The following is a 23,812-nucleotide window of genomic DNA, read 5'->3' on the forward strand; positions in this document are numbered from 1 at the left end:
CGTCAGGCCTTCATTCATGTTTATGTCTGTTCGCTTATCTTATTTATTCAGCATTTATGTCTTTTTTTGAAATACGGTAAGTAAGCTCTCCGCTATAAATTTCTTCTAGTGCCTTACCTACATGTTTATAAGAAACGTATTTCGCTAATCTTTCGTCCCTTACTTGCGACATTACGCGTGCACGCTTCGCCGCAACGGAAACTAGTGAGTATTTGGAATCAATTTTTTCAAGTAATGAATCGATAGAAGGATATAACATTCTATTCAACCTCCAATAATTTTTTATAGCGATGTTCTACACGTTCTCTACGACAATGCTCTGCAGTAACGATCGCTTTAACACGTTCGCATGCACGTTCTACTTGGTCGTTTTCAACCACATAATCATACAATTCCATCATTTCAATTTCCTCTCGAGCAGAGAGCATGCGATTATGAATGATATCTTCTGTTTCAGTTCCTCTAGTAACAATTCGATTTTTTAATTCAGACAGGCTTGGCGGCATAAGGAAAATAAACAGCCCTTCTGGAAACTTTTCTCGTACCTGTCTAGCCCCTTTTACTTCAATTTCTAAAAATACATCTTTGCCTGCATCCAAGGTTTGACGAACATAATCAACAGGAGTGCCATAATAGTTCCCAACAAATTCTGCATATTCTAGAAGTTTCCCTTGCTCAATTAACGATTCAAATTCTTCTCTTGATTTAAAAAAATAATCTACGCCATCCACTTCACCCTCACGTGGTAAGCGAGTTGTCATCGATATAGAATATTCAAAAGCTGTATCTGGATGAGAGAATATTTCTTTTCGTACCGTTCCTTTTCCAACACCAGATGGCCCTGAAAGTACAATCAGTAATCCTTTTTCCTGCATTATTAAGAATCCTACCCTTCATCAATAGTTTCATCACGGTCAGATAATCGATGAGCAACCGTTTCTGGCTGTACAGCTGACAGAATGACATGGTCGCTATCCATGACAATAACAGCACGTGTACGTCTACCGTATGTAGCATCAATCAAGGACCCCCGGTCACGGGCGTCTTGAATAATTCTTTTTATTGGTGCAGATTCGGGGCTAACAATTGAAATAATCCGATTGGCCGAAACGATATTTCCAAATCCAATATTAATTAATTTAATCGACATGGTCATCACCCAATCATCAATAATATATTTTGACCGTGGTAAACAGTTTCTAAACAACTCATTCGATATTTTGAACCTGTTCCTTCAATTTTTCAAGTAAACTCTTGATCTCTACCACTTGTTTCGCTATGTTTGAGTCATTCGCTTTTGAACCAATGGTATTTGCCTCTCTATTCATTTCCTGAACAAGAAAATCAAGCTTTCTCCCAATCGGTTCCTGACTTTTCAACGTCTGCAGGAACTGCTGAATATGACTTTTTAAACGAGTAATTTCCTCATTGATATCCGCTTTATCAGCAAAAACGGCTACTTCAGTTAATATTCTTGTTTCATCCAATTGGCCATTTAAAAACTCCTGCATTCTTTTCGTCAGACGTTCCTTAAAGGATTGAACAACGAGAGGAGCATATTTCTGAAGCTCAAAAACATCGTTTTCTAATTGTGCTAAAATGGCAATCAGATCTTTTTTTATTTCTTCCCCTTCCGCCATTCTCATTTGTAATAGAAATTGAACAGCTTCTTCCGTTGCGGTTAGAACTAAATTTTCGAGTTCTTCATTGCCTATTTCACTTTCTTCAATATGTATAAGGTCACTTCGACCAAGCAAATCGTGTATAGTTACGGTTCCTTCCACCCTATATTTGCTTCGTGCTTCATTTATAAATTGATAATATTCATCAATCAAATTCCAGTCCACGTGTACCTTTCGGGTAACGACTCCCTCACCCTCTACACTAACATAAACTTCTACTCGTCCACGTCGAATCTGCTGGTTTAATTTCTTTTTTAGTTTATCTTCTATTTTTAATAACTGCCTTGGCATTCTAATATTCATTTCGCAAAATCGGTGATTTACCGTTTTAACTTCTACATTTACAGAAAAGAACTGCGATTCAGTCTTAGCTCTGCCAAAGCCTGTCATACTTATAACCATCACTTGCACATCCAATCCTTGAGAAATGATCGGCTTTTTATTAAAAAAGACAAAAGGTAATAGAGTGGCATCTATTACCTTTTGGATTATAACATACTTTATTTTGTTTTTCTTAATAAAAATGTCCCTGCTAGTAAAAAAGTTGGAATAGAGGATAGTCCTACAATTAACAACCAATCTTTCGCAAGAATCGGCAGTGTATGGAAAATAGGCTGCAAAGGTGGATAGTAAATAACAACAAGCATTAACAATAGTGATGAAATAACCGCCCAAACTAGATATGGATTCCCAAATGGATTTCTTGACAGGACCGATTTTTCACTCCGGCAATCAAACACATGGATTAACTGAGCCATTACTAGTGTCGCAAAGGCAACTGTTTGAGCATACTGCAGCTGACTTGGATTATTACCATAAATAATCATAAATGCTAATAAAGTGACAATCCCGATTAGGAATCCCCTTGAAACAACCTTCCAACCTAACCCCCGGGAGAAAACACCTTCATTAGGGCTTCTTGGCTTTCGTTTCATTACATTTTCCTCAGGTCGATCGAGTCCAAGTGCCATAGCCGGAAGTCCATCCGTAACCAAATTAACCCAAAGGATTTGGATTGGCACGAGAGGAAGCGGCAATGCCAAAATCATTGCAAACAACATGACTAATATTTCACCAACATTGGATGCCAGTAAATAACGGACAAATTTACGTATGTTTTCGTAAATGTTTCTGCCTTCTTTAATCGCAGCTTTAATCGTAGCGAAATTATCATCCAACAGGATGAGCGCCGAGGCTTCTTTTGCAACATCGGTCCCTGTAATTCCCATGGAAACGCCGATATCTGCTGCCTTTATTGCAGGAGCATCATTTACTCCATCCCCTGTCATAGCAACAATATGTCCCCTATTTTGTAACGCTTTAACAATTTTCAACTTATGCTCTGGGGAAACCCTTGCAAAAACAGAAACATCATCGACTATTTCCTCAAGTTCTTCCACTGACATATTAGATAATGCTTTACCATCCAACACCTTGCTTTTCTTAGTTAAAATGCCCAGCTGGGAAGCAATTGCTTTTGCTGTAATCACGTGGTCTCCCGTGATCATTACCGTTTTAATACCAGCTTCCTTACATTCTTTCACGGCATCTTTTACTTCAGGTCTTGGTGGGTCAATCATTCCCTGGACTCCAATGAATGTTAACTGTTTTTCTGCTTCCTGTTCACTTAAAATGACGGTGTTTGTAGATATTGGTTTAAAAGCGATAGCTATGGTCCGAAGTGCCTGTGAAGCAAGACCATTGATTGCATCCTGGACCTTATCTTGCGAATCCCTATTTAAGTATTGAGTCCGTCCATCCCATAGGATCGATTCACTAATCCCTAAAATGACATCTGGGGCACCTTTTGTAATAATAAAATGCCTTCCTTGTTTATCTTTTACATGTACGCTCATCATTTTTCTTGCAGAATCAAACGGAAATTCATTCACAATCGTAAATTCGTCTAATAGCTTTGTCCTTTCAAAGCCTGCTTTCATTGCACTTACTAATAAGGCGCCTTCCGTTGGGTCTCCGTCCAGCGTAAATTCATCATCCTTTATCACTAGGTCTGAATGATTGCATAACATACCAAAAATCAGCATTTGCTGTAAGGCTTTCTCATCTTTAGGCTGTACCGTTCGGTCGTCTCGGTAAAACTGGCCCTGCGGCTGGTAGCCCACGCCATCTACAGTCCACGTTTGTCCACCGCTCCACAAATGCGTTACAGTCATTTTATTTTGGGTCATTGTTCCAGTTTTGTCAGAGCAAATAACAGAGGCGCAACCAAGTGTTTCGACTGCAGGCAGCTTCCTAACAATCGCATTTTGCCTAATCATCTTCTGTACACCAAGTGATAATGCCACAGTCACGATTGCAGGCAGACCCTCTGGAATGGCTGCAACAGCTAAAGAAACCCCTGCTAAGAACATTTCATATAAATCATGTCCACGTAATACTCCGACTACAACCACAAGGACTGTCAGCAATAAGGCAACAGTTATTAAAATCTTCCCTAGCTGCTCCAAGCGTCGTTGTAATGGAGTATCCTGCGATTGTGCACTTTGGAGTAAATCAGCAATTTGCCCCATGGCGGTTTTCATACCAGTCGCCATAACAACTCCCATGCCGCTTCCCCTAGTTACCATCGTACCCATAAAAGCGATATTTTCCATGTCTCCAATTCCAGGGTTTGGATTGGTTAAGCTGTCTATATGTTTAGCAACTGGAACAGATTCACCCGTAAGAGCGGATTCCTCAATTTCTAAACTTTTTGACTCAATTACACGGACATCAGCACCAATCCGATCTCCACTGCTAAACTTTAAAATATCACCGACGACAATTTCCTTTGAAGGAATCTTGATCCATTGACCATCCCTAAGAACTGACACCTGTGGAGCAGATAATTCCTTAAGCGCCTGGAGTGACTTTTCTGCCCGCCGTTCTTGGAAAAAACCAAGGAAACCATTTATAATGACGATGGCGATAATCGCTATAGCATCAATATATTCGCCAAGTAATCCAGATATCAAGGTTGCTGCAAGAAGTACTAAGACCATAAAATCTTTAAATTGACTAAAAAATAAGAGTAAAGCCGATTGCTTTTCTCCTTCTTGTAATTCATTTAGCCCGTACTGGTCTATCCGTTTTTTTACTTCTTCCTGTGATAATCCAGAAGAAAAGTCGGTTTCTAAGGCCTTTTCTACTTGTTCTATCTTCATTTCATGGAATTTCATCCGACCATCTCACTTCCCCCTTTATTGACATACTCTAAGGAAAGCTTATTCAGGGTCGTCCAAAAAAATGCTATGATATGATGAAAGAATTAGTTAAAACCCATCCTATTAACAAACGATAAATGCGACAGAAATAAAAATAGTAGGATATAATTAATTTATATGAAAGTGTAAAGGATGTTTTCCCATGTCATTTGATGGTTTATTTACAAAAGCAATGGTTGCTGAACTTGTTCGCTCCTTAAAAGGCGGTCGAATCAACAAAGTCCATCAGCCATATAAAAATGAAGTAATTCTTACAATCCGGGCAAATGGAGTCAATCAAAAGCTTCTCCTCTCAGCCCATCCAAGCTACGCAAGAGTACAGCTGACAAACGAAGCCTATGAAAATCCTAGCGAACCACCAATGTTTTGTATGTTGCTTAGAAAACATATCGAAGGCTATATATTAGAAGACTTATATCAAGTCGAAACCGATCGAATGATTATATTTGAAATAAAAGGTCGGAATGAAATCGGTGATATTAGCTATAAACAATTAATTATTGAAATTATGGGCAGGCATAGCAATATAGTTTTAGTAGATAAAACACGGAATGTCATCCTTGATAGTATTAAGCATGTTTCCTTTGCTGTTAATAGCCATCGAGCGATTTTACCAGGCCAGCCTTACGTATATCCCCCAGAACAAAATAAGGTAAACCCATTTACAGCTGTTGAAGAAGATGTTTTACAGAAGGTTGATTTTAATAGCGGCAGGATTGACCGTCAGCTTGTCGAGCATTTTGCCGGTACCTCTCCCCTTTTTGCTAAAGAGGTACTTTTCCAAAGCGGCCTGGCAAATCGCACGACCGTTCCTTCAACCTTTACCCGGTTAATAGGTAGAATAGCTTCTGATCATATTACTCCTTCTATTATTTCAAGCGGTGGTAAAGAATCATTTTATTTATTTCCACTTGAGCATTTGAATGGGGAAACGAAAAGCTATCCTACCCTTAGCGAAATGCTAGACCGTTTTTATTTCGGTAAGGCGGAACGTGACAGGGTGAAGCAGCAAGGGAATGATATTGAACGGTTTATTACTAATGAGAAAGAAAAGAATGAAAAGAAAATTGAAAAACTAAAGGATACGTTAAAGGACGCTGAGCGTGCGGATCAATTTCAGCGCTATGGCGAACTATTAACAGCTAACCTCTATGCGGCGAAAAAGGGCATGAAGGAAATAGAAGTGGTCAATTATTATGATGAACACGGTAGTACGATTGCCATCGCTTTAGACCCGAGGAAAACACCTTCTGAAAATGCCCAAAAATATTTTTCTAAGTATCAAAAGGCAAAAAATGCGGTAGCCATTGTAACAGAGCAAATAGAATTAGCGCAGGAAGAAGTAGCGTACTTTGATAATTTGTTGCAGCAAGTAATTGCGGCCTCTCCAAAGGATTTGCAAGAAATTCGCGAGGAACTCGTAGAGGGTGGCTATATCCGCGACCGGAAGAAAAGGAACGGAAAAAAAATTCAGAATGCTAAGCCGGTTTTAGATCACTTTGTCTCTTCTGATGGAACAGACATCATTGTTGGGAAGAACAATAAGCAAAATGATTATTTAACCAATAAGCTAGCTGCTAGAGATGAAATTTGGTTTCATACAAAGGACATTCCTGGTTCCCATGTGGTAATTCGCAGCAAAGAACCATCTGATGAAACCATTCGGGAGGCAGCCGTTTTGGCCGCTTATTACAGCAAAGCACGAAATTCAAGCTCCGTACCGGTTGATTTTACAAAGGTTCGCTATGTAAAAAAACCAAGTGGTGCAAAACCAGGTTTTGTCATTTATGACAACCAACAGACGGTTTATGTTACTCCTGATGAAGAAATGGTGTTGAAACTAAAGAAAAATTAGAAAAGCCCCGGGGTTCCGGGGCTTTTTTCTCTTCATCTTATTCAAACCTCTTGCTCCATGATGAAGGGTCTTTTCTCCAATCAAGGAGGCTGGCTTGGTCGGTTCCGTTAACATAGCCTTTTTCGACCGCAACCTCTATTAAAATAGGAAAATCAGTTAAAGATTCACTTTTAATCCCTGCCAATAAAAAGGCTTCTTTTCCTTTTTCAAGTCCATAGGTAAAGATAGATACCACTCCGATCACCTCACAGCCAGCTTCCCGTAAAGCCTGAACAGCCGTGATTACGCTCCCTCCTGTGGATATCAAATCCTCAACTACAACTACTTTTTGTCCTTCTTCTACTTTTCCTTCAATTTGATTCCCTTTCCCATGTCCCTTTGGCTTGGAACGAACGTAGCACATTGGTAATTCCAAAAGGTCACTGACCCATGCAGCATGAGGGATTCCTGCAGTAGCTGTTCCCGCAATTACTTCTGCATCAGGAAAGTGTTCAAGAATGAGCTTTTTCAACCCTAAGGCAATGTCTTTCCTTACGGCTGGGAAGGACAGTGTTAACCGATTATCACAATAAATGGGGGACCGAAGTCCAGATGTCCAAGTGAATGGAGTTTGTGGTTTTAGTGCAACTGCATTTATTTCTAATAGTTTTTCAGCGATATCATGTTTCATAATCTTACTCCCTTCCATTCTTGCATCCAAAGCTCATAACTTGCTAGCGGGTCAACGGCCCTTGTAATAGAACGTCCCACAACAATGGAGCTTACCCCTGCAATCTTTGCAAATGTTGGGGTGGCAACTCGTTTTTGATCGCCTACCTCATCTGTTACCATACGAATTCCTGGTGTCACGGGTGTAGAAATCTGAGCCTAGCTTTTCACGAATAGCAGCTGCTTCCCAGGCTGAACAAACAACCCCATCGAGTCCTGCTTCTTTCGTTACTGCTGCGTAATGAAGCACTGATTCCTTTAACGTGACAGGAATCAGCTGTTCTCTGTTCATTTGTTCCTGAGAGGTACTTGTCAACTGCGTCACGGCAATACAAGCTGGTCGAGTGCGTCCTGCAGCTGTCCCTGCCTCCAGCCCTTCTAATGCGGCCTCCATCATTTCCTTGCCTCCCGCTGCATGAACATTGACTAAATCGCATTCCAGTCGAGCAAGGCCTTTCATCGCGCTTTTCACTGTATTTGGAATATCATGAAGCTTTAAATCTAGAAAAATACGATGTCCTTTTTCTTTCAAAAATGCAATCATGGAAGGACCTTCCTGGTAAAACAATTCCATCCCTATTTTTACAAATAACTCTTTCCCACTGAAAGGCTGTAAAAATTGTTCTACCTCTTGCTTGTTTGAGAAAAATCAAGCGCGATGATAAGCGAGTTGTTCATGCCTCATCCAGCTCCTTCCCCTACATTCACTAATGTGTTCGAAACCTAATTTATCTAATAGGTCTGGCAGTTCCTTTATAATCGTTGGACAAACAAATGGATCTACGAAATTCGCTGTACCAATAGCTACCGCACTTGCTCCAGCATAAAAGAATTCAATTACATCTTCGGCAGATTGAATCCCTCCCATCCCGATAATGGGAATGGATACGGATTGACTAACCTCGTGAATCATCCGAATGGCAACTGGTTTAATCGCGGGACCTGATAAGCCCCCCGTTTGATTAGCTAAGATCGGTTTGCCTGTTTTTAAATCCAATCTCATCCCAATTAAGGTATTAATCATGGTTAGGCCATCAGCTCCACCATTCTCAACAGCTTGAGCCATCTCCACGATATTGGTCACATTGGGCGACAGCTTTACATATACTGGAACCTCTGAAACTTCCTTTACCTTTTTGGTTAACTGTTTAGCCACTTCAGGAATCGTCCCAAATGCAATGCCTCCTGTTTTCACATTTGGACACGAAATATTTAGTTCTAATGCATAAACATTGGGAGCTTTCGAAATTTCTTTCGCTACTTTTACATAATCTTCTTCTACCGAGCCTGCCACATTCGCAATAATCGGCACATTATACTGAGAAAGCCAGGGCAGTTCCTCGGACATAACTTTTTCTAAACCCGGATTTTGAAGCCCGATTGCATTTAGCATCCCAGCAGAGGTTTCAGCCACTCTAGGAGTAGGATTCCCAAATCTAGGTTCAGTTGTAGTCGCTTTAATCATGATAGCCCCAAGTTCACTCAAATCGTAGAACTGACTGTACTCCCTGCCAAATCCAAAGCAGCCGGATGCTGGCATTATAGGATTTTTCAATGTTAAGCCTGGTAATTCTATGTTTAATCGACTCATATGACAACCTCCCCGGCACGAAATACAGGACCATCGCTGCAAACCTTCTTATATGAAACTCCTTGTGGATCATCCGCCTTTTTGCAAACACAGGCAAAGCAAGCTCCGACTCCACAACCCATCCGCTCTTCTAATGATAGAAATAGTTTCTTATGTTGATAATTTTGTTGAATAGCCCTTAGCATAGGGGTCGGTCCGCAGGTATAGATTGAGTCAAAGGTTAGTTCTTTCATCACATCAGTGACAAACCCTTTCCTACCATACGTACCGTCAACTGTTGTCACAATTATTTCTCCATTTTTCATAAATTCATTTTCGTAAAAAACAGCAGATTCTGTTTGGAAGCCGAGGATATGAATGACATTTACTCCTTTAGCCTTCAATTGGTTGGACAGCTCATATAGAGGCGGGACACCAATCCCGCCGCCAACTAATAGTGCTGTTTCTCCTGCATCCACTTTATCAACCGGGAAACCATTTCCTAACGGTCCAAGAATATCAAGGTCCATCCCAGGTTTCATCTTCGCAAGTAGTGAAGTTCCTTTTCCTTCTTTTCGGTAAATCATGGTCAATTGTTTGCTTTTTTTATCGTAGGAAGAAATGCTGATTGGTCTCCGTAAAGATGGGTCCCAGCTGTTTGAGACTCGAGTATGAACAAATTGACCAGGTTCGGTTATTTCATTAACCAATTCTGCTTCGACCACAAGCTCATAAATATCTTGGGCAATTTCATCTTGGCTGACGATTTTGCATAATTCTTTTCTAATCATGCAAAAACGGCCTCCTTTTTCTCTTCCACAGCCATTGCTTCTGCTGAAAAATTCATTGATTCAATCACCTTTAGGATTGCATCCGCTGTATCTAGTGAGGTTAAGCAAGGAACTCCATTCTCAACCGCTTCACGGCGAATTCTGAATCCATCTCGTTCCGGCTGCTTCCCTTTTGTCAGTGTGTTGATGATGAATTGTGCTTCTCCATGATGGATGACATCTAATAGTGTTTTTCCTTCTGAACCAATTTTCCCAACCACTTTCACCTGTAATCCTGCTGACTCTAAAACGGTAGCCGTACCGCTTGTTGCCATTAAACGATATCCGTTTGAAGCAAAACGCTTGGCAAGCTTTAATGCTTCTTGTTTATCTTTATCAGCAACAGTAAACAATACAGTACCGAACTTTTGAATGTTCATGCCTGAAGCAATCAATCCCTTGTATAGAGCTTTTTCAAGCGTTATGTCCTTACCCATTACCTCACCTGTTGATTTCATCTCCGGTCCTAAGGTGATATCCACGCTTTTCAACTTGGCAAATGAGAAAACCGGAACCTTAACATACACACCTGTTTTTTCTGGAACAAGTCCTGGAGTATAGCCCTGATCTGTCAATGAAACTCCTAAAATAGCTTTTGTTGCAATCTTTGCCATTGGAACTTGAGTGATTTTACTTAAAAATGGCACTGTACGACTGGATCGCGGGTTGACTTCGAGTACATAGACTTGACCTTGTGACAATACATATTGAATATTTAACAATCCCACGATGTTTAAGCCTTTTGCCATTTTTACTGTGTATTCAACAAGTGTTTTCTTCACATCTTCAGATAGTGTTTGAGGCGGATACACTGCAATCGAGTCACCAGAATGGACCCCGGCTCGCTCGATATGTTCCATGATTCCAGGTATCAATACATTTTCCCCATCACAGATGGCATCCACTTCAATTTCTTTTCCGGTTAAATAGCGGTCAATCAAGACTGGATGTTCTGGATTTACCTTTACTGCGTTTTTCATGTAATGAAGCAATTCTTTTTCATGATAGACTATTTCCATTGCTCTACCGCCAAGAACATAGGATGGTCGGACTAGAACGGGATACCCGATATCGTTTGCAATCACTAGTGCATCTTCCACTGATAATGCCGTTTTTCCTAATGGCTGTGGAATATTTAGCTTTTCAAGTGCTTGTTCAAATTTATCTCTATTTTCTGCACGGTCTAAATCCTCAAGACTTGTTCCGAGAATTTTCACACCGTTTTCAGTAAGCTTAGCTGCAAGATTGATGGCTGTTTGACCACCAAATTGAACCACAACTCCAATAGGTTTTTCTAACTCAATAATGCTCATGACATCTTCAATCGTAAGCGGTTCAAAGTAAAGCTTATCCGATATACTAAAATCTGTGGATACCGTTTCAGGGTTGTTATTAATGATGATCGCTTCATATCCGGCTTCTTTAATGGCCTTAACGGAATGAACCGTTGCATAGTCAAACTCAATCCCTTGACCAATACGAATGGGTCCAGAACCGAGAACAATCACACTTTTTCTATCTGTAACCACCGACTCGTTTTCCTCTTCGTATGTTCCATAGTAATACGGGGTTTCCGATTCAAATTCTGCAGCACAGGTATCAACCATTTTGTATACAGGGACAATACCACTACTCTTCCGCAGGTTATTAATATCTCTCTCAGTCAAATTCCATAGCTCAGCTATTTTTTTATCCGTAAAGCCTTTTTGTTTTGCTTCAATTAGAATTTCTTGATCTAGTGGATTCGTTGCAAGCTGTCTTTCTAGTTCAATGATCCCTTCCATTTTCTTTAGGAAAAATAAATCTATCTTACTCCATTGATGGATAGTTTCAATGGTAATTCCACGTTTTAGCCCTTCTGCGATGTAAAAAAGCCGTTCATCGCCTGCTTTACGTATCCGTTTCTCGAGTAAATCATTATCAATTTCCTCTGCACCGTTTAATTCGAAATGGTACACGCCTGCCTCAAGGGAACGAATGGCCTTCAACAGGGATTCTTCAAACGTACGGCCTATTGCCATAATCTCTCCTGTTGCTTTCATTTGGGTTCCCAATGAGCGATTACCTGATTCAAATTTATCAAACGGCCACCTTGGTATTTTCGTCACGATATAATCAAGTGCCGGTTCAAAGCTGGCGTAGGTTTTCCCCGTAACAGGGTTCAACATTTCATCGAGTGTTAAGCCAACAGCAATTTTTGCAGCAAGCTTTGCAATCGGATAGCCAGTAGCTTTTGAGGCTAGAGCCGAAGAACGGCTAACACGTGGATTTACTTCGATAATATAATAGTTAAAGCTATCTGGATCTAAAGCAAGCTGAACGTTACAGCCCCCTTCAATCCCTAACTTTCGAATGATTTTTAGAGAAACATTTCGTAACAGCTGATATTCTCGATCACTTAGCGTCTGACTTGGGGCTACAACAATGGAATCACCGGTATGTACTCCAACCGGGTCAATATTTTCCATGTTACAAACGACAATTGCATTGTCATTTCCATCGCGCATGACTTCGTATTCAATTTCCTTAAAGCCAGCGATACTTTTTTCTAGCAGGCATTGATTAACAGGACTGTGCTTTAATCCGCTTGAGACAATTTCCTCTAATTCTTCAGGATTATGACAGATGCCGCCTCCCGTTCCTCCAAGGGTATAAGCCGGGCGAACAATGACAGGGAAGCCAATCTCTTCCACAAAAGCCTTTGCTTCGGCTAATTCATGAATAATTTCACTATCTGGTACCGGTTCATTTAATTCATTCATTAAGCTTCGGAAGAGATCTCGGTCTTCTGCTTGTTTAATGGCTGAAAGTTTGGTTCCTAGTATTTCAACTTCGCATTCAGCTAGAACACCTGATGTTGCTAATTCAACGGCAAGGTTAAGACCTGTTTGCCCTCCAAGTGTAGCTAAAAGAGCATCCGGACGTTCCTTACGAATAATTCGGCTGACAAACTCTACTGTCAATGGTTCAATATAAACTGCGTCTGCAATTTCTGTGTCCGTCATAATTGTGGCAGGATTAGAGTTTACTAGAATGACACGGTAGCCTTCTTCCTTTAAAGCGATACATGCTTGAGTGCCTGCATAATCAAATTCGGCAGCTTGACCAATGACGATTGGTCCTGAACCAATTACTAGAATGGAGTTAATATCTTTACGTTTAGGCATTTGCTGTAACCTCCTGTTTGTTCTCTTCCATCATTGCAAGAAATTGATTAAATAAGCCGTTGGCATCTTCAGGTCCTGGTGAGGCCTCGGGATGGTACTGGACAGTAAAGGCGGGGTAATCTAAATGTTTTAGTCCTTCTACCGTACCATCATTAATCGCTATATGGGTGATTGCTAGTCTTGTGTCTTTAATTGAACCTTCTTCAACCGTATATCCATGATTTTGTGACGTAATCGCAATTTTTCCAGTAGATAAATCTTTCACAGGGTGATTTGAACCTCGATGACCAAACTTCATTTTTTCCGTATTGGCTCCGCACGCTAGAGCAAATAGTTGATGACCTAGACAAATTCCAAAAAGAGGAACCTTACCTAAAACACCTTTTAACATATCAATAGCTTCAGGAACATCTTTCGGATCCCCAGGTCCATTGGACAGCATAATTCCATCTGGGCGTAATTGAAGAATTTCATCAGCGGTTGTATGATAAGGAACTACAACCACATCACAGTCACGCTGGTTTAGCTCTCGTAATATTCCATGCTTCATTCCAAAGTCTACAAGGACTACTCTTTTCCCACGTGCTGGACTCGGATAAGCATTTTTAGTTGATACCTGCTTAACTTGGTTGATTGGAAGTACGGTGCTTCGTAATTTTTTTAATACTTCCTCTGGATTTTTTTCTATACTACAGATGACACCTTTCAAGGTTCCATATTGACGGATTATTCTTGTTAACTTCCTTGTATCAATCCCTGCAATCCCCGGGATTTTTTTCATTTCAAAATACTCAGCTAAGGTAAATTCACTTCTCCAATTGGAGGGAAAATCAGCAGATTCTTTAACAATGAAGCCCTTCACAGCTGGGTTGATTGATTCGAAGTCGTCCCGATTAATCCCATAATTGCCTATAAGCGGATACGTAAGGGTAACAATTTGTCCACAGTAGGATGGGTCCGAAAGAATTTCTTGATAGCCAGTCATACCTGTATTAAATACCACTTCCCCAATGGTTTCTGTATCACTGCCAAACCCTTTTCCAATAAATATCGTTCCGTCTTCTAATATCAGCTGCTTTTTCATGCTAGTACACATCCTTTTTCCCAAGCTATTTGGCCTCCTGCGATTGTCATCTCCGGCCATCCCTTACATTTCCAACCAGCAAATGGCGTATTTTTACCCTTTGATAAAAATTCTTTAGGGTTAATCACTTGTTCCTCATCTAAGTTGATTAGGACTAGATCTCCAGGTGATCCAACTTCTATTTTTCCATACGGAAGACCAAATGCTTCCGCAGGCTTTATTGTTAAGAATTCAATCAGTTGCTCAAGTGAAATGATCTTCTTTAGCACAAGGTTTGTATAAAGAAGCGGAAACGCCGTTTCTAATCCAACAATACCGAATGGTGCTAACATCATTCCCTCACTTTTTTCCTCCGCTGTATGCGGGGCATGATCGGTTGCTATAAAATCAATTGTTCCATCAAGCAGTCCTTCAATTAAAGCCTTCCTGTCTGCGTTGTCCCGAAGCGGCGGGTTCATTTTATAATTAGCATCAAGCCCCGGAATATCATCTTGTGATAATAATAGGTGATGCGGTGTTACTTCCGCAGTGACTTTAATACCAGCTCGTTTTGCATCTCTTACCACACGCACAGATTCTTTTGTACTAATATGACAGACATGATAATGGCAGCCACTGGCTTCCGCTAATAAGACATCCCGGGCAATCTGTACAGACTCGCACACAGAAGGAATACCGTTTAAACCGTGTTTTTCTGAAAATGATCCTTCATGAACAGAACCTTTGTTAATCAGTGTATTCTCTTCACAATGGGCGACAATCGCCATTTTTACCTCACGAGCATTTTTCATGGCGGCAAGCATCATTTCTGCTGACTGAACACCTACTCCATCATCCGTAAAGGCGAAAGCACCTGCTTTTTTTAGTGCTTCAAAATCCGTAAGTTCCTGGCCAAGTTGTCTAGTTGTAATTGATGCGTATGGCAACACTCTTACCTTAGCAGTCTCTTGAATTCGGCCTTGGAGCCATTCCAGCTGTTCTTTGGTGTCAGGCACCGGTCTCGTATTTGGCATGGCAGCAATGGTGGTAAAACCACCTTTTGCTGCAGCGAGCGTACCAGTTGCAATTGTTTCCTTTTTTTCACCGCCAGGCTCACGAAGATGAACATGTAAGTCAACAAACCCTGGTGACACTAGCTTTCCTGCTGCATCTACTTTTCTATCCACCATAGCATCAATAGTTGAATCAATTTTTGTAATGGTTCCGTTTTCTATCAGTATATCGGCTTGTTTTTTCTCTCCATTAAATGCTATGTAGCATGCGTTTTGAATAAGTAGTTTCATATCTGTTTCCTCCTTCAAGACTCTCAATTGCCCTTTTGATAACCGCCATTCGGATATATACTCCATTTTCCATTTGTTTAAAAATTCTTGAACGCTTGCATTCTACAAGACTATCAGCTATTTCTACATTCCTATTAACAGGTGCAGGATGCATGATGATACTTTGCGAGTTCATCATCTTTTCCCTTTCTAAGGTAAGGCCATATTGTTTATGGTACTCGTTTGCAGTATAGCTGCTTTTTTGTTGATGCCGCTCATGTTGAACCCGCAGTAGCATAACAACATCTGCTTCTTTTATTGCTTTGTCCACTGGTCTATATCTGGATATATCCACACTACGGTAATCAAACCATTCCTCCGGTCCAGAAAAAATCACCTCTGCTCCAAGCCTTGTTAGTACCTCGGCATTGGACCTGGCCACTCTGCTATGACGGATGTCTCCTATAATGGCAATTTTTAATCCCTTAAATCGGCCAAACTCTTGCTGAATAGTCATCAAATCGAGAAGTGATTGTGTAGGATGATGCCCGCACCCGTCACCACCATTGATGATGGGTATGTTAACTTTTCCTACCAGTTCATCAAAGTAACGATCTTGATCATGACGGATGACAATCGTATTTACGCCGATAGCCTCTAATGTCTTCACTGTATCGTAAAGTGTTTCCCCTTTTTGAACACTAGAGGTCAGTACTTCAAACGGGATTACCCCTAAACCCAACCTTCTTTCAGCTACCTCAAAACTGCTTTTTGTCCGTGTGCTTGCTTCAAAAAATAAGTTGGCAGTAAACATTTGCTCTTTTGGTTGCCACTTCATTCCGGCTTTAAAATTATGAGCATCTGTTAAGATTTGATTAATCTCCTCCACCTTTAATTCATTAGTGGTTATCAAGTGATTTAACATTCAAGATCCCGCCTCTCATTTTTAATAAAGGCTCTGTTAAACTTGCCTGTTGATTTCCGCTCCAGGCACTTCGCTTTCCGTGGGTGTTTCGGTGAGCCTCCTCGGCGCAAGCGCCTGCGGGGTCTCACCTGAACCATACTCCCACAGGAGTCTTCGTGCCTTCCGCTCCAATCAACAGGGTGTAAAAATCAACACTGTTCTTTAACACAGCCTTAAAAAAACACCCTAATCTTATAATTAGAGTGTAGTAACGTCCATACTTAGTAACCAAGGTAAATCAGCTTGGTTTTTAAGTTATACACCCTTATAAGCCTCTCAGGACTTCCTTTAAAAGGTTGTTATTTATGCAGTTTTCTTGTTCTTTACAGATTCTGTTTCTTCAAACATATTTTCTTCAACTGGTTGTTTTCCTGGAAGAATGAGGTTTAGCAACACACCAATGATTGCCGCTAAAGCCATCCCTTGAATTTGAATATTAAAAGGCAGTTTGACTATTGCTCCTCCAATTCCTAAAACTAATATGACGGAAGAAATCACTAGGTTACGTTTATCACCGAAATCAATTTTACTGTCTACTAGCATCCTTAATCCTGAAGACGCGATAATTCCAAACAGAAGGATGGATACGCCTCCCATAACTGGAGTTGGGATTGTACTTATTAATGCAGTCACTTTTCCAATAAATCCGAAGATGATGGCCAGCACTGCTGCTCCGGCAATAACATACACACTGTAAACCCTCGTTATTGCAAGAACACCAATGTTTTCACCATAGGTTGTCTTTGGAGGTCCACCAATTAGAGCTGAGATGATCGTCGCTGTTCCATCGCCTAGAATGGAACGATGAAGTCCTGGTTCCTTAATGTAGTCACGTCCAACCACTTTACTTAGGACAAGCTGATGACCGATATGTTCTGACAAAGTAACAACCGCTACAGGTACCATCAGTGCTACTAAATCCCAAGTGAATTTCACCTTATAACTTACAAATGGAATCATAAAATCTGGCTTCTCAAACCAATGTGCTTTCAAGACTGGTGAAAAATCCACAATCCCTATTATTAAAGCGTATATATATCCCACAATGATACCTGCTAATATTGGAATAATACTAAACATTTTTTTAGCGTATATCGAAAAGATAATCGTTGCTGCTAAGGTAACAAGTGCTGCAGAGAAATGAAGCATGCTGTACTTTCCAGTAGGGTTATTCATTGCCATTCCAACAGCTGTTCCTGAAAGTGCTAATCCAATTACGATAATTACTGGACCAACCACGATTGGCGGAAGTAAATTCATAATCCAGCGGTGACCCGCCTTACTAATAACCAAGGCAACGATTCCATATACTAGGCCTGCCAGAAATGTCCCCACCATAGCTGCTCCTGGTCCACCAGCAGCTTTTGCTGCAATCACTGGTGCGATAAAGGCAAATGAAGATCCAAGGTAAGCTGGGACTTGCATTTTTGTGATAAGTAAAAAAGCTAATGTCCCAAGTCCACTTGAGATTAATGCTATAGCTGGGCTTAAACCTACAAGGTAAGGTACTAAAATGGTTGCCCCAAACATTGCAAATAAGTGCTGTAGGCTTAATGTAAGCCATTGGGTAGGTTTTGGAATATCTTTTACGTCTAGGATTGGTTTGTTGTTCATTTTTTTCTCCCCTATTTTTATATCGATTATATTTATTGTCTACCTTTTGGCATAAAAAAAACCCTCTTTGCCACTGCGGGTACAAAGAGGGTATGGATATGCCGAAATAAAATGGTTACCGGCATTTTCCCCTTTGTCAGCCTCACAGGACTGCCTTTAAAAAGGGTGCTATTTATTTGTCAAAAATGCTTACTTGATCTATCTTATCTACTTCTGCTAATTCAACTACAATCTTTTCCTCGCTTGATGTTGGAACATTCTTCCCAACATAATCTGCTCGAATGGGAAGTTCACGATGTCCCCTATCTACTAACACCGCAAGCTGAATGGCTCCGGGACGTCCAATGTCCATCAAAGCATCTAGACCCGCTCTTACGGTTCTGCCAGTATATAAAACATCATCTACTAGTATGACTTTCTTATCACTAATATTAACCGGTATATCAGAGCCTTTAACAAGTGGTTCTTGATTTTCGGTTTTCTTCGATAAATCATCTCGATAAAGGGTGATATCGATCTCACCAACTGGAATCGGATTGCCTTCGATTTCTTCAATTCTTGAAGCAAGTCTTTTAGCTAAGTAAATGCCTCTTGTACGGATCCCTACAAGGATACATTCTTCGATACCTTTGTTTTTTTCAATAATTTGGTGTGCAATCCTTGTTAGTGCTCTCCCTATTGCTTGTTCATCTAGAACAATTGCTTTTTGATTCATGTGACACCTTCTTTTATTAAAATAAAAAACCTCTCACCGGTTTTGGCGAGAGGTTGACGAGTTACTTTCTTAGATATAGGCATAGTAAGCCTACATCATTAACCGTTCCTTCTCAGCCTCACGGGACCGAATTAAAGGGCTTATTTAACTATAGTCATCTTACTTGATTTTCATACTTGCGTCAATGTTTATTTCGTAAATTCACAAGAAGTTGCTCAAAATCTTCAGGAAGCGGGGCTTCAAATTCTAAATACTCGTTTGTTCTAGGATGTGTAAATCCAAGAATACCAGCATGTAGAGCTTGTCCGTCTATATCAAGCGTTCTTTTCGGTCCATATTTTGGATCACCGGCAAGTGGATAACCAATATATTTCATATGAACACGAATTTGATGAGTTCTACCTGTTTCTAATTGACATTCCACAAAGGTAAAGTCCTTAAACCGTTCAATTACATGAAAATGTGTAACTGCATGCTTTCCTTTATCAACAACCGTCATACTTTGGCGCTCTTTAGGATCTCTGCCTAGCGGGGCATCAATGGTACCAAAGTCGTGCGGAATCACACCATGTACAATCGCTTTATATTTACGAGTAACCGTCTTTTCAACCAGCTGATTGACAAGACTTTCATGAGCCATATCATTTTTAGCAACCATTAAAAGACCTGAGGTATCTTTATCAATTCGATGAACAATTCCAGGTCTTAGAACACCGTTAATTCCTGACAAATCCTTACAGTGAAACATTAAACCATTTACTAATGTTCCTGTCAAATGTCCAGGTGCAGGGTGAACCACCATGCCTCTTGGCTTATTAACAACTAATACATCACTATCTTCGTAAAAAATATCTAACCCTAGATCCTCTGGCAGGACATCCAACTCTTCTGGGTCAGGAATAGAAATTTCAATCCGATCGTTAAGACTGCATTTATAATTAGTTTTAATGGTTTGCCCATTGACGAGGACATTCCCATCTTTAATCCATATCTGAACTTGCGATCTTGACCATTCATCATTGAGGCTTGAAATAACCTTATCTATACGGTCACCTTTTTGCTCATCAAGAATGGTGTGTTCCATTTTCTCCATGTAATTTCTCCTTTGATTCTCTCTCTTCACGCAGCATCTGAATCATTAATACAACGACACCAATGACTAAAGCCGAGTCAGCAATATTAAACACTGGAAAATTGTAGGTAAAGATGTAGGTGTGAATAAAGTCCACCACTTCTTTGCGAACAACCCGGTCAATGAAATTTCCGATTGCTCCGCCTAACATTAAGGCTAAGGATACACCCAATAACCATTTTCCTTTTGCTGCTTTCTGCATGTAATACATGATCGCGACAATGACAATAATTGTAATAACATAAAATAACCACATTTGCCCCTGTAAAATTCCCCAGGCAGCACCACGATTACGGTGTGACGTAATATACAAAATATTATCAATGATAGGAATACTGTCACCTAAGTTCATTTTGCTTACTATTAACCATTTTGTAATTTGATCTAATAAAATAACAAAAAGTGCGATTAAGTAATAAAACACTAAGAAATACCCCCAAGCCTAAACTGACTTACTTCTTAAGCATTTTAGCATACTTTTTCGCGAAACGACAATGTAACCTCATAAAAAAGAGGTTGAAATTGATTTTTTATAATACGTTTGCAAATAGTGTGAATCCTCCAGCGACTTTAGTGTAGGTATCATGGATAATAAATCATCAGGGATGAGTTCACCTGAAATTTCACAATGACCAAAATTTCCAGCTTCAAATTTGTGAATAGCTGTGTTAATGTCAGCTAGTTCTTCTTCTAGAATGGATGTTAACCACTCCTGCCTCTTCTTGTTCCTTAGTGAATGTTCGATTTCTTTTCTTGTTTGACGGAGTTCTAAAAACAGCTTTTCCTGCGTTGCATTCATAGTTGTTACCTCCGTGAATCATTTGTTTTATTATTTCCCTCAACCTACAAATGACCCCGGAAAACATTTGACAACGGCAACAACAATTAACGAAAAAGGGAAAATTTAAATAATAGTAAAAAGCCCCCTGCATTTCTGCATGGGGCCTTCATTTTTTATTAAGCTAAGTGTGTATAGTTTTCTTTTACTACTTCTGCACATCGTGGGCAAAGGGTTTTATGCTCTTGATCCTGACCTACTTCAGGTGTTACAATCCAGCATCGCTCACATGTTTCTCCCTCAGCTTTTGTTACAACAATAGCTGCTCCCTCAAGCTTAAGGGCATTTTCAGGGGCTTCCTCATAAGTTCCAGCCACTTCAAAACCAGAAACAATAAACAATTGCTTCATGTTTTCTTCAATCGAATCTAACAGTGCCTTTGATTTATCATTAACATATAAGGTAATTTTTGCTGTTAATGACTTACCAATTACTTTTTGATTTCTAGCTTCTTCTAGTGCTTTTAAGACATCATCACGAAGCTTCATAAATGCCGTCCATTTTTCCTCTAAAGCTTTCGCACCTGCAAGTTCCTTATACTCTGGAAGATCGGTCAATTGAACACTTTCTTCTTCGACTGCAGGGATGAATTTCCACACTTCATCTGCTGTATGAGAGAGAATAGGTGATACTAATTTTGTTAGCGCAAGCAGTGACTCGTATAATACCGTTTGAATGGCTCTGCGTTCATGATTATCTGCTGCTTCAATATAAAGGACATCCTTTGCAAAGTCTAGGTAGAATGCACTTAAGTCTAAAGTACAGAAATTATTTACAGCATGATAAATGCCTGCAAACTCATAGTTTTCATAAGCTTGGCGAACATATTTAATTAGCTTATTTAATTTAACAAGCATAAATTGGTCAACTTCACGCAGGTTTTCGTAGGCAACAGCATCTGTTGATGGATTAAAGTCGGCTAAGTTTCCAAGTAAAAAACGGAAGGTATTACGAATTTTACGATATACCTCAGCAACCTGCTTAAGAATCGCATCGGAAACACGAACATCTGCCTGATAATCAACAGAGGCAACCCATAGTCGTAAAATATCTGCTCCTAACTGATTCATAACCTTCGCAGGTACAACCACATTACCTATTGATTTACTCATTTTTCTACCTTCACCATCAAGCGCGAAACCATGGCTCAAGACTCCTTTATATGGAGCTTTGCCAGATACAGCAACTGCAGTGGATAGGGATGAGTTAAACCAGCCACGGTATTGGTCAGATCCTTCTAAATAAAGGTCTGCTGGGCGGACTAAATCTTCTCTTTCTAGAAGAACCGCTTGATGGGAAGAACCAGAATCAAACCAAACATCCATAATATCAGTTTCTTTAGTAAAGATTCCATTCGGGCTTCCTGGGTGAGTAAAGCCTTCCGGAAGTAATTCCTTCGCTTCTTTTTCGAACCAAATATTAGATCCATGTGCGCGGAATAATTCAGATACATGATTAATCGTTTCGTCAGTAATAATCTCTTCACCATTTTCCGCATAGAAAACTGGAATTGGTACACCCCAAACGCGCTGACGAGAAATACACCAGTCACCACGGTCACGAACCATATTAAACAGTCGTGTCTCGCCCCAAGCAGGAACCCATTTCGTTTCCTTAACTGCTTCTAACAAATCTTCACGGAAGTCTTTAATAGAAGCGAACCATTGGGCAGTAGCACGGAAAATTACTGGTTTCTTTGTTCTCCAATCATGTGGATACGAGTGAGTGATAAATGATAATTTCAACAGTGCACCTGCTTCTTCTAAAGCCTGTGCAATCGGCTTATTAGCAGTATCATAAAATAAGCCTTCGAAACCCGGTGCCTCACTTGTCATCACACCTTTGTCATCTACAGGACAAAGAACATCTAATCCATATTTCTGACCAACATAAAAGTCATCTTCCCCATGTCCAGGCGCGGTATGAACACAGCCAGTACCTGCATCAGTGGTTACGTGTTCACCCAACATCACTAACGAATCACGGTCATATAATGGGTGTGCTGCGACAATATATTCTAATTCAGCACCCTTCACTTTTTGAACAACTGTAGTATCTTCCCAGCCGATTTCTTTTGTTACTGCTTCTAAAAGTGCTTCAGCAACAAGGTACTTACTTCCATTTGCAGATACAATCACATAGGTTAGGTCAGGATGAACAGAAATCCCCAGGTTTGCAGGAATAGTCCACGGCGTTGTAGTCCAAATGATGATTTGCGTATCAGTATCAAGGACACCCTTGCCGTCCTTCACCTTAAAACCAACATAAATAGAAGCTGAACGTTTATCTTGATATTCAATTTCCGCTTCAGCTAAGGCTGATTCACTAGATGGTGACCAGTAAACTGGCTTTTTGCCTTTGTAAATATAGCCTTTTTTCGCCATTTCACCAAATACTTTAATTTGTTGTGCTTCGTATTCAGGTTTTAAAGTAATATATGGATTTTCCCAATCACCACGAACACCAAGACGCTTAAATTGTGTACGCTGATTATCAACCTGCTCAAGTGCATATTTAGTACATAGCTGACGAAATTCTGCTACCGTCATTTCTTTCCGCTTTACACCTTTATTTGTTAATGCCTGCTCGATTGGGAGGCCATGTGTATCCCAACCAGGTACGTAAGGAGCATGATAACCGCTCATTGATTTATAACGAACAATCATATCTTTTAAAATTTTATTAAGTGCATGGCCCATATGAATATCGCCGTTAGCATACGGAGGTCCATCATGTAATACAAACATTGGACGGCCTTTTGTCCGTTCCTGCACTTGCTGATAAATCTTCATTTCTTCCCATTTAGCCTGGATTTCAGGCTCTCTTTGGGGAAGATTGCCCCGCATTGGAAACTCAGTTTGCGGCATTAATAACGTATCTTTATATTCCATTTTTTCTTCCTCCTGATATCCTCTTCATATAACAGAATAGCCAATAGACAAATAAAAAAACCCTCTCATCCCAAAATAGGGACGAGAAGGTTTTTATTCCCGCGGTACCACCCTGATAGATAATACCGTTACGTACTATCCTCTTAAGCATTCGTAACGTGAATAACACGCCTGAGCCTACTGCCCAACTAAAGGGGTTCGGTCCGGAACTCAAGGGTGATCTTCCAATTTTTCAGCCTTACCGGGCTTACACCATCCCCGACTCGCTATCTAAGC

Annotated in this window: 19 protein-coding genes, 1 pseudogene and 1 other annotated feature (1 of these 21 only partly in view); of the genes and pseudogenes, 1 reads left to right on the top strand and 19 read right to left on the bottom strand. The window is 40.3% G+C overall.

The window, feature by feature from the left end:
• Nucleotides 1–43 precede the first annotated feature (43 nt).
• The 5 genes from rpoZ to QFZ87_RS19390 all read right to left on the bottom strand — a co-directional run bounded on the left by rpoZ (nt 44) and on the right by QFZ87_RS19390 (nt 4,861).
• Nucleotides 44–259 (bottom strand): DNA-directed RNA polymerase subunit omega, encoded by a 216-nt coding sequence (gene rpoZ / locus QFZ87_RS19370; RefSeq protein WP_309865110.1) that lies wholly within the window; start codon nt 257–259, stop codon nt 44–46.
• 1 nt (nt 260) lies between these two features.
• On the bottom strand, nt 261–875 hold the full coding sequence (gene gmk, locus QFZ87_RS19375) for a guanylate kinase (protein WP_309865113.1): 615 nt from the start codon (nt 873–875) through the stop codon (nt 261–263).
• Nucleotides 876–886: 11 nt separating this feature from the next.
• Nucleotides 887–1,150 (bottom strand): extracellular matrix/biofilm regulator RemA, encoded by a 264-nt coding sequence (gene remA, locus QFZ87_RS19380; RefSeq protein WP_066068779.1) that lies wholly within the window; start codon nt 1,148–1,150, stop codon nt 887–889.
• A 58-nt stretch (nt 1,151–1,208) separates the two neighbouring features.
• On the bottom strand, nt 1,209–2,084 hold the full coding sequence (locus tag QFZ87_RS19385) for a YicC/YloC family endoribonuclease (protein WP_309865120.1): 876 nt from the start codon (nt 2,082–2,084) through the stop codon (nt 1,209–1,211).
• A 98-nt stretch (nt 2,085–2,182) separates the two neighbouring features.
• Entirely contained in the window at nt 2,183–4,861 is a 2,679-nt protein-coding gene (locus QFZ87_RS19390; RefSeq protein WP_309865122.1) for a calcium-translocating P-type ATPase, SERCA-type, read from the bottom strand.
• A 187-nt stretch (nt 4,862–5,048) separates the two neighbouring features.
• Here QFZ87_RS19390 and QFZ87_RS19395 point away from each other — a divergent pair, with 187 nt between their 5' ends.
• Nucleotides 5,049–6,761 (top strand): Rqc2 family fibronectin-binding protein, encoded by a 1,713-nt coding sequence (locus QFZ87_RS19395; RefSeq protein ID WP_309865125.1) that lies wholly within the window; start codon nt 5,049–5,051, stop codon nt 6,759–6,761.
• Between the two features lie 37 nt (nt 6,762–6,798).
• Here QFZ87_RS19395 and pyrE read toward each other — a convergent pair whose 3' ends face one another.
• The 14 genes and pseudogenes from pyrE to ileS form a co-directional block, all read right to left on the bottom strand.
• Nucleotides 6,799–7,431, bottom strand: a complete 633-nt coding sequence (gene pyrE, locus QFZ87_RS19400) for an orotate phosphoribosyltransferase (RefSeq protein ID WP_309865127.1) — start codon at nt 7,429–7,431, stop codon at nt 6,799–6,801.
• Nucleotides 7,428–8,147 (bottom strand): annotated as a pseudogene (gene pyrF, locus QFZ87_RS19405) (orotidine-5'-phosphate decarboxylase). Before pyrF ends, pyrE begins: the two are co-directional and overlap by 4 nt.
• Nucleotides 8,119–9,060 carry a dihydroorotate dehydrogenase gene (locus QFZ87_RS19410; protein WP_309865129.1) on the bottom strand — a complete coding sequence of 314 codons (942 nt, stop codon included), beginning with the start codon at nt 9,058–9,060 and terminating at the stop codon, nt 8,119–8,121. The pseudogene pyrF and the gene QFZ87_RS19410 overlap by 29 nt, the downstream one beginning before the upstream one ends.
• Nucleotides 9,057–9,830, bottom strand: coding sequence for a dihydroorotate dehydrogenase electron transfer subunit (locus tag QFZ87_RS19415; RefSeq protein WP_309865132.1), 774 nt, complete (start codon nt 9,828–9,830; stop codon nt 9,057–9,059). Before QFZ87_RS19415 ends, QFZ87_RS19410 begins: the two co-directional genes overlap by 4 nt.
• Nucleotides 9,827–13,036, bottom strand: a complete 3,210-nt coding sequence (gene carB / locus QFZ87_RS19420) for a carbamoyl-phosphate synthase large subunit (RefSeq protein WP_309865135.1) — start codon at nt 13,034–13,036, stop codon at nt 9,827–9,829. Before carB ends, QFZ87_RS19415 begins: the two co-directional genes overlap by 4 nt.
• Nucleotides 13,029–14,120, bottom strand: coding sequence for a carbamoyl phosphate synthase small subunit (locus QFZ87_RS19425; protein ID WP_309865137.1), 1,092 nt, complete (start codon nt 14,118–14,120; stop codon nt 13,029–13,031). The genes carB and QFZ87_RS19425 overlap by 8 nt, the downstream gene beginning before the upstream one ends.
• Complete coding sequence (locus tag QFZ87_RS19430; RefSeq protein WP_309865140.1) at nt 14,117–15,403, bottom strand: dihydroorotase; 1,287 nt, start codon at nt 15,401–15,403, stop codon at nt 14,117–14,119. Before QFZ87_RS19430 ends, QFZ87_RS19425 begins: the two co-directional genes overlap by 4 nt.
• A complete protein-coding gene (locus QFZ87_RS19435; protein WP_309865143.1) occupies nt 15,363–16,307 on the bottom strand; it encodes an aspartate carbamoyltransferase catalytic subunit in 945 nt (314 codons plus the stop codon). Before QFZ87_RS19435 ends, QFZ87_RS19430 begins: the two co-directional genes overlap by 41 nt.
• Nucleotides 16,308–16,649: 342 nt before the next feature.
• Nucleotides 16,650–17,960, bottom strand: a complete 1,311-nt coding sequence (locus tag QFZ87_RS19440; protein WP_309865146.1) for a solute carrier family 23 protein — start codon at nt 17,958–17,960, stop codon at nt 16,650–16,652.
• A 172-nt stretch (nt 17,961–18,132) separates the two neighbouring features.
• Nucleotides 18,133–18,675 carry a bifunctional pyr operon transcriptional regulator/uracil phosphoribosyltransferase PyrR gene (gene pyrR / locus QFZ87_RS19445; protein WP_308080237.1) on the bottom strand — a complete coding sequence of 181 codons (543 nt, stop codon included), beginning with the start codon at nt 18,673–18,675 and terminating at the stop codon, nt 18,133–18,135.
• Nucleotides 18,676–18,856: 181 nt separating this feature from the next.
• Nucleotides 18,857–19,768, bottom strand: a complete 912-nt coding sequence (locus QFZ87_RS19450) for an RluA family pseudouridine synthase (RefSeq protein ID WP_309865149.1) — start codon at nt 19,766–19,768, stop codon at nt 18,857–18,859.
• On the bottom strand, nt 19,740–20,231 hold the full coding sequence (gene lspA, locus QFZ87_RS19455) for a signal peptidase II (RefSeq protein ID WP_309865151.1): 492 nt from the start codon (nt 20,229–20,231) through the stop codon (nt 19,740–19,742). Before lspA ends, QFZ87_RS19450 begins: the two co-directional genes overlap by 29 nt.
• Nucleotides 20,232–20,309: 78 nt before the next feature.
• Nucleotides 20,310–20,606, bottom strand: a complete 297-nt coding sequence (locus tag QFZ87_RS19460) for a hypothetical protein (protein ID WP_309865153.1) — start codon at nt 20,604–20,606, stop codon at nt 20,310–20,312.
• A 158-nt stretch (nt 20,607–20,764) separates the two neighbouring features.
• Complete coding sequence (ileS, locus tag QFZ87_RS19465; RefSeq protein ID WP_309865157.1) at nt 20,765–23,536, bottom strand: isoleucine--tRNA ligase; 2,772 nt, start codon at nt 23,534–23,536, stop codon at nt 20,765–20,767.
• Nucleotides 23,537–23,610: 74 nt separating this feature from the next.
• Nucleotides 23,611–23,812, bottom strand: a binding site (T-box leader) (it continues 37 nt past the right edge of the window).

The sequence above is a fragment of the Bacillus sp. SLBN-46 genome (assembly GCF_031453555.1).
GTDB lineage: Bacteria > Bacillota > Bacilli > Bacillales > Cytobacillaceae > Neobacillus.

Coding starts and splice junctions, on each gene's coding strand:
- rpoZ (WP_309865110.1), bottom strand. CDS start 259: ATGTTATATCCTTCTATCGATTCATTACTTGAAAAAATTGATTCCAAA.
- gmk (WP_309865113.1), bottom strand. CDS start 875: ATGCAGGAAAAAGGATTACTGATTGTACTTTCAGGGCCATCTGGTGTT.
- remA (WP_066068779.1), bottom strand. CDS start 1,150: ATGTCGATTAAATTAATTAATATTGGATTTGGAAATATCGTTTCGGCC.
- QFZ87_RS19385 (WP_309865120.1), bottom strand. CDS start 2,084: ATGGTTATAAGTATGACAGGCTTTGGCAGAGCTAAGACTGAATCGCAG.
- QFZ87_RS19390 (WP_309865122.1), bottom strand. CDS start 4,861: ATGAAATTCCATGAAATGAAGATAGAACAAGTAGAAAAGGCCTTAGAA.
- QFZ87_RS19395 (WP_309865125.1), top strand. CDS start 5,049: ATGTCATTTGATGGTTTATTTACAAAAGCAATGGTTGCTGAACTTGTT.
- pyrE (WP_309865127.1), bottom strand. CDS start 7,431: ATGAAACATGATATCGCTGAAAAACTATTAGAAATAAATGCAGTTGCA.
- QFZ87_RS19410 (WP_309865129.1), bottom strand. CDS start 9,060: ATGAGTCGATTAAACATAGAATTACCAGGCTTAACATTGAAAAATCCT.
- QFZ87_RS19415 (WP_309865132.1), bottom strand. CDS start 9,830: ATGATTAGAAAAGAATTATGCAAAATCGTCAGCCAAGATGAAATTGCC.
- carB (WP_309865135.1), bottom strand. CDS start 13,036: ATGCCTAAACGTAAAGATATTAACTCCATTCTAGTAATTGGTTCAGGA.
- QFZ87_RS19425 (WP_309865137.1), bottom strand. CDS start 14,120: ATGAAAAAGCAGCTGATATTAGAAGACGGAACGATATTTATTGGAAAA.
- QFZ87_RS19430 (WP_309865140.1), bottom strand. CDS start 15,403: ATGAAACTACTTATTCAAAACGCATGCTACATAGCATTTAATGGAGAG.
- QFZ87_RS19435 (WP_309865143.1), bottom strand. CDS start 16,307: ATGTTAAATCACTTGATAACCACTAATGAATTAAAGGTGGAGGAGATT.
- QFZ87_RS19440 (WP_309865146.1), bottom strand. CDS start 17,960: ATGAACAACAAACCAATCCTAGACGTAAAAGATATTCCAAAACCTACC.
- pyrR (WP_308080237.1), bottom strand. CDS start 18,675: ATGAATCAAAAAGCAATTGTTCTAGATGAACAAGCAATAGGGAGAGCA.
- QFZ87_RS19450 (WP_309865149.1), bottom strand. CDS start 19,768: ATGGAGAAAATGGAACACACCATTCTTGATGAGCAAAAAGGTGACCGT.
- QFZ87_RS19460 (WP_309865153.1), bottom strand. CDS start 20,606: ATGAATGCAACGCAGGAAAAGCTGTTTTTAGAACTCCGTCAAACAAGA.
- ileS (WP_309865157.1), bottom strand. CDS start 23,536: ATGGAATATAAAGATACGTTATTAATGCCGCAAACTGAGTTTCCAATG.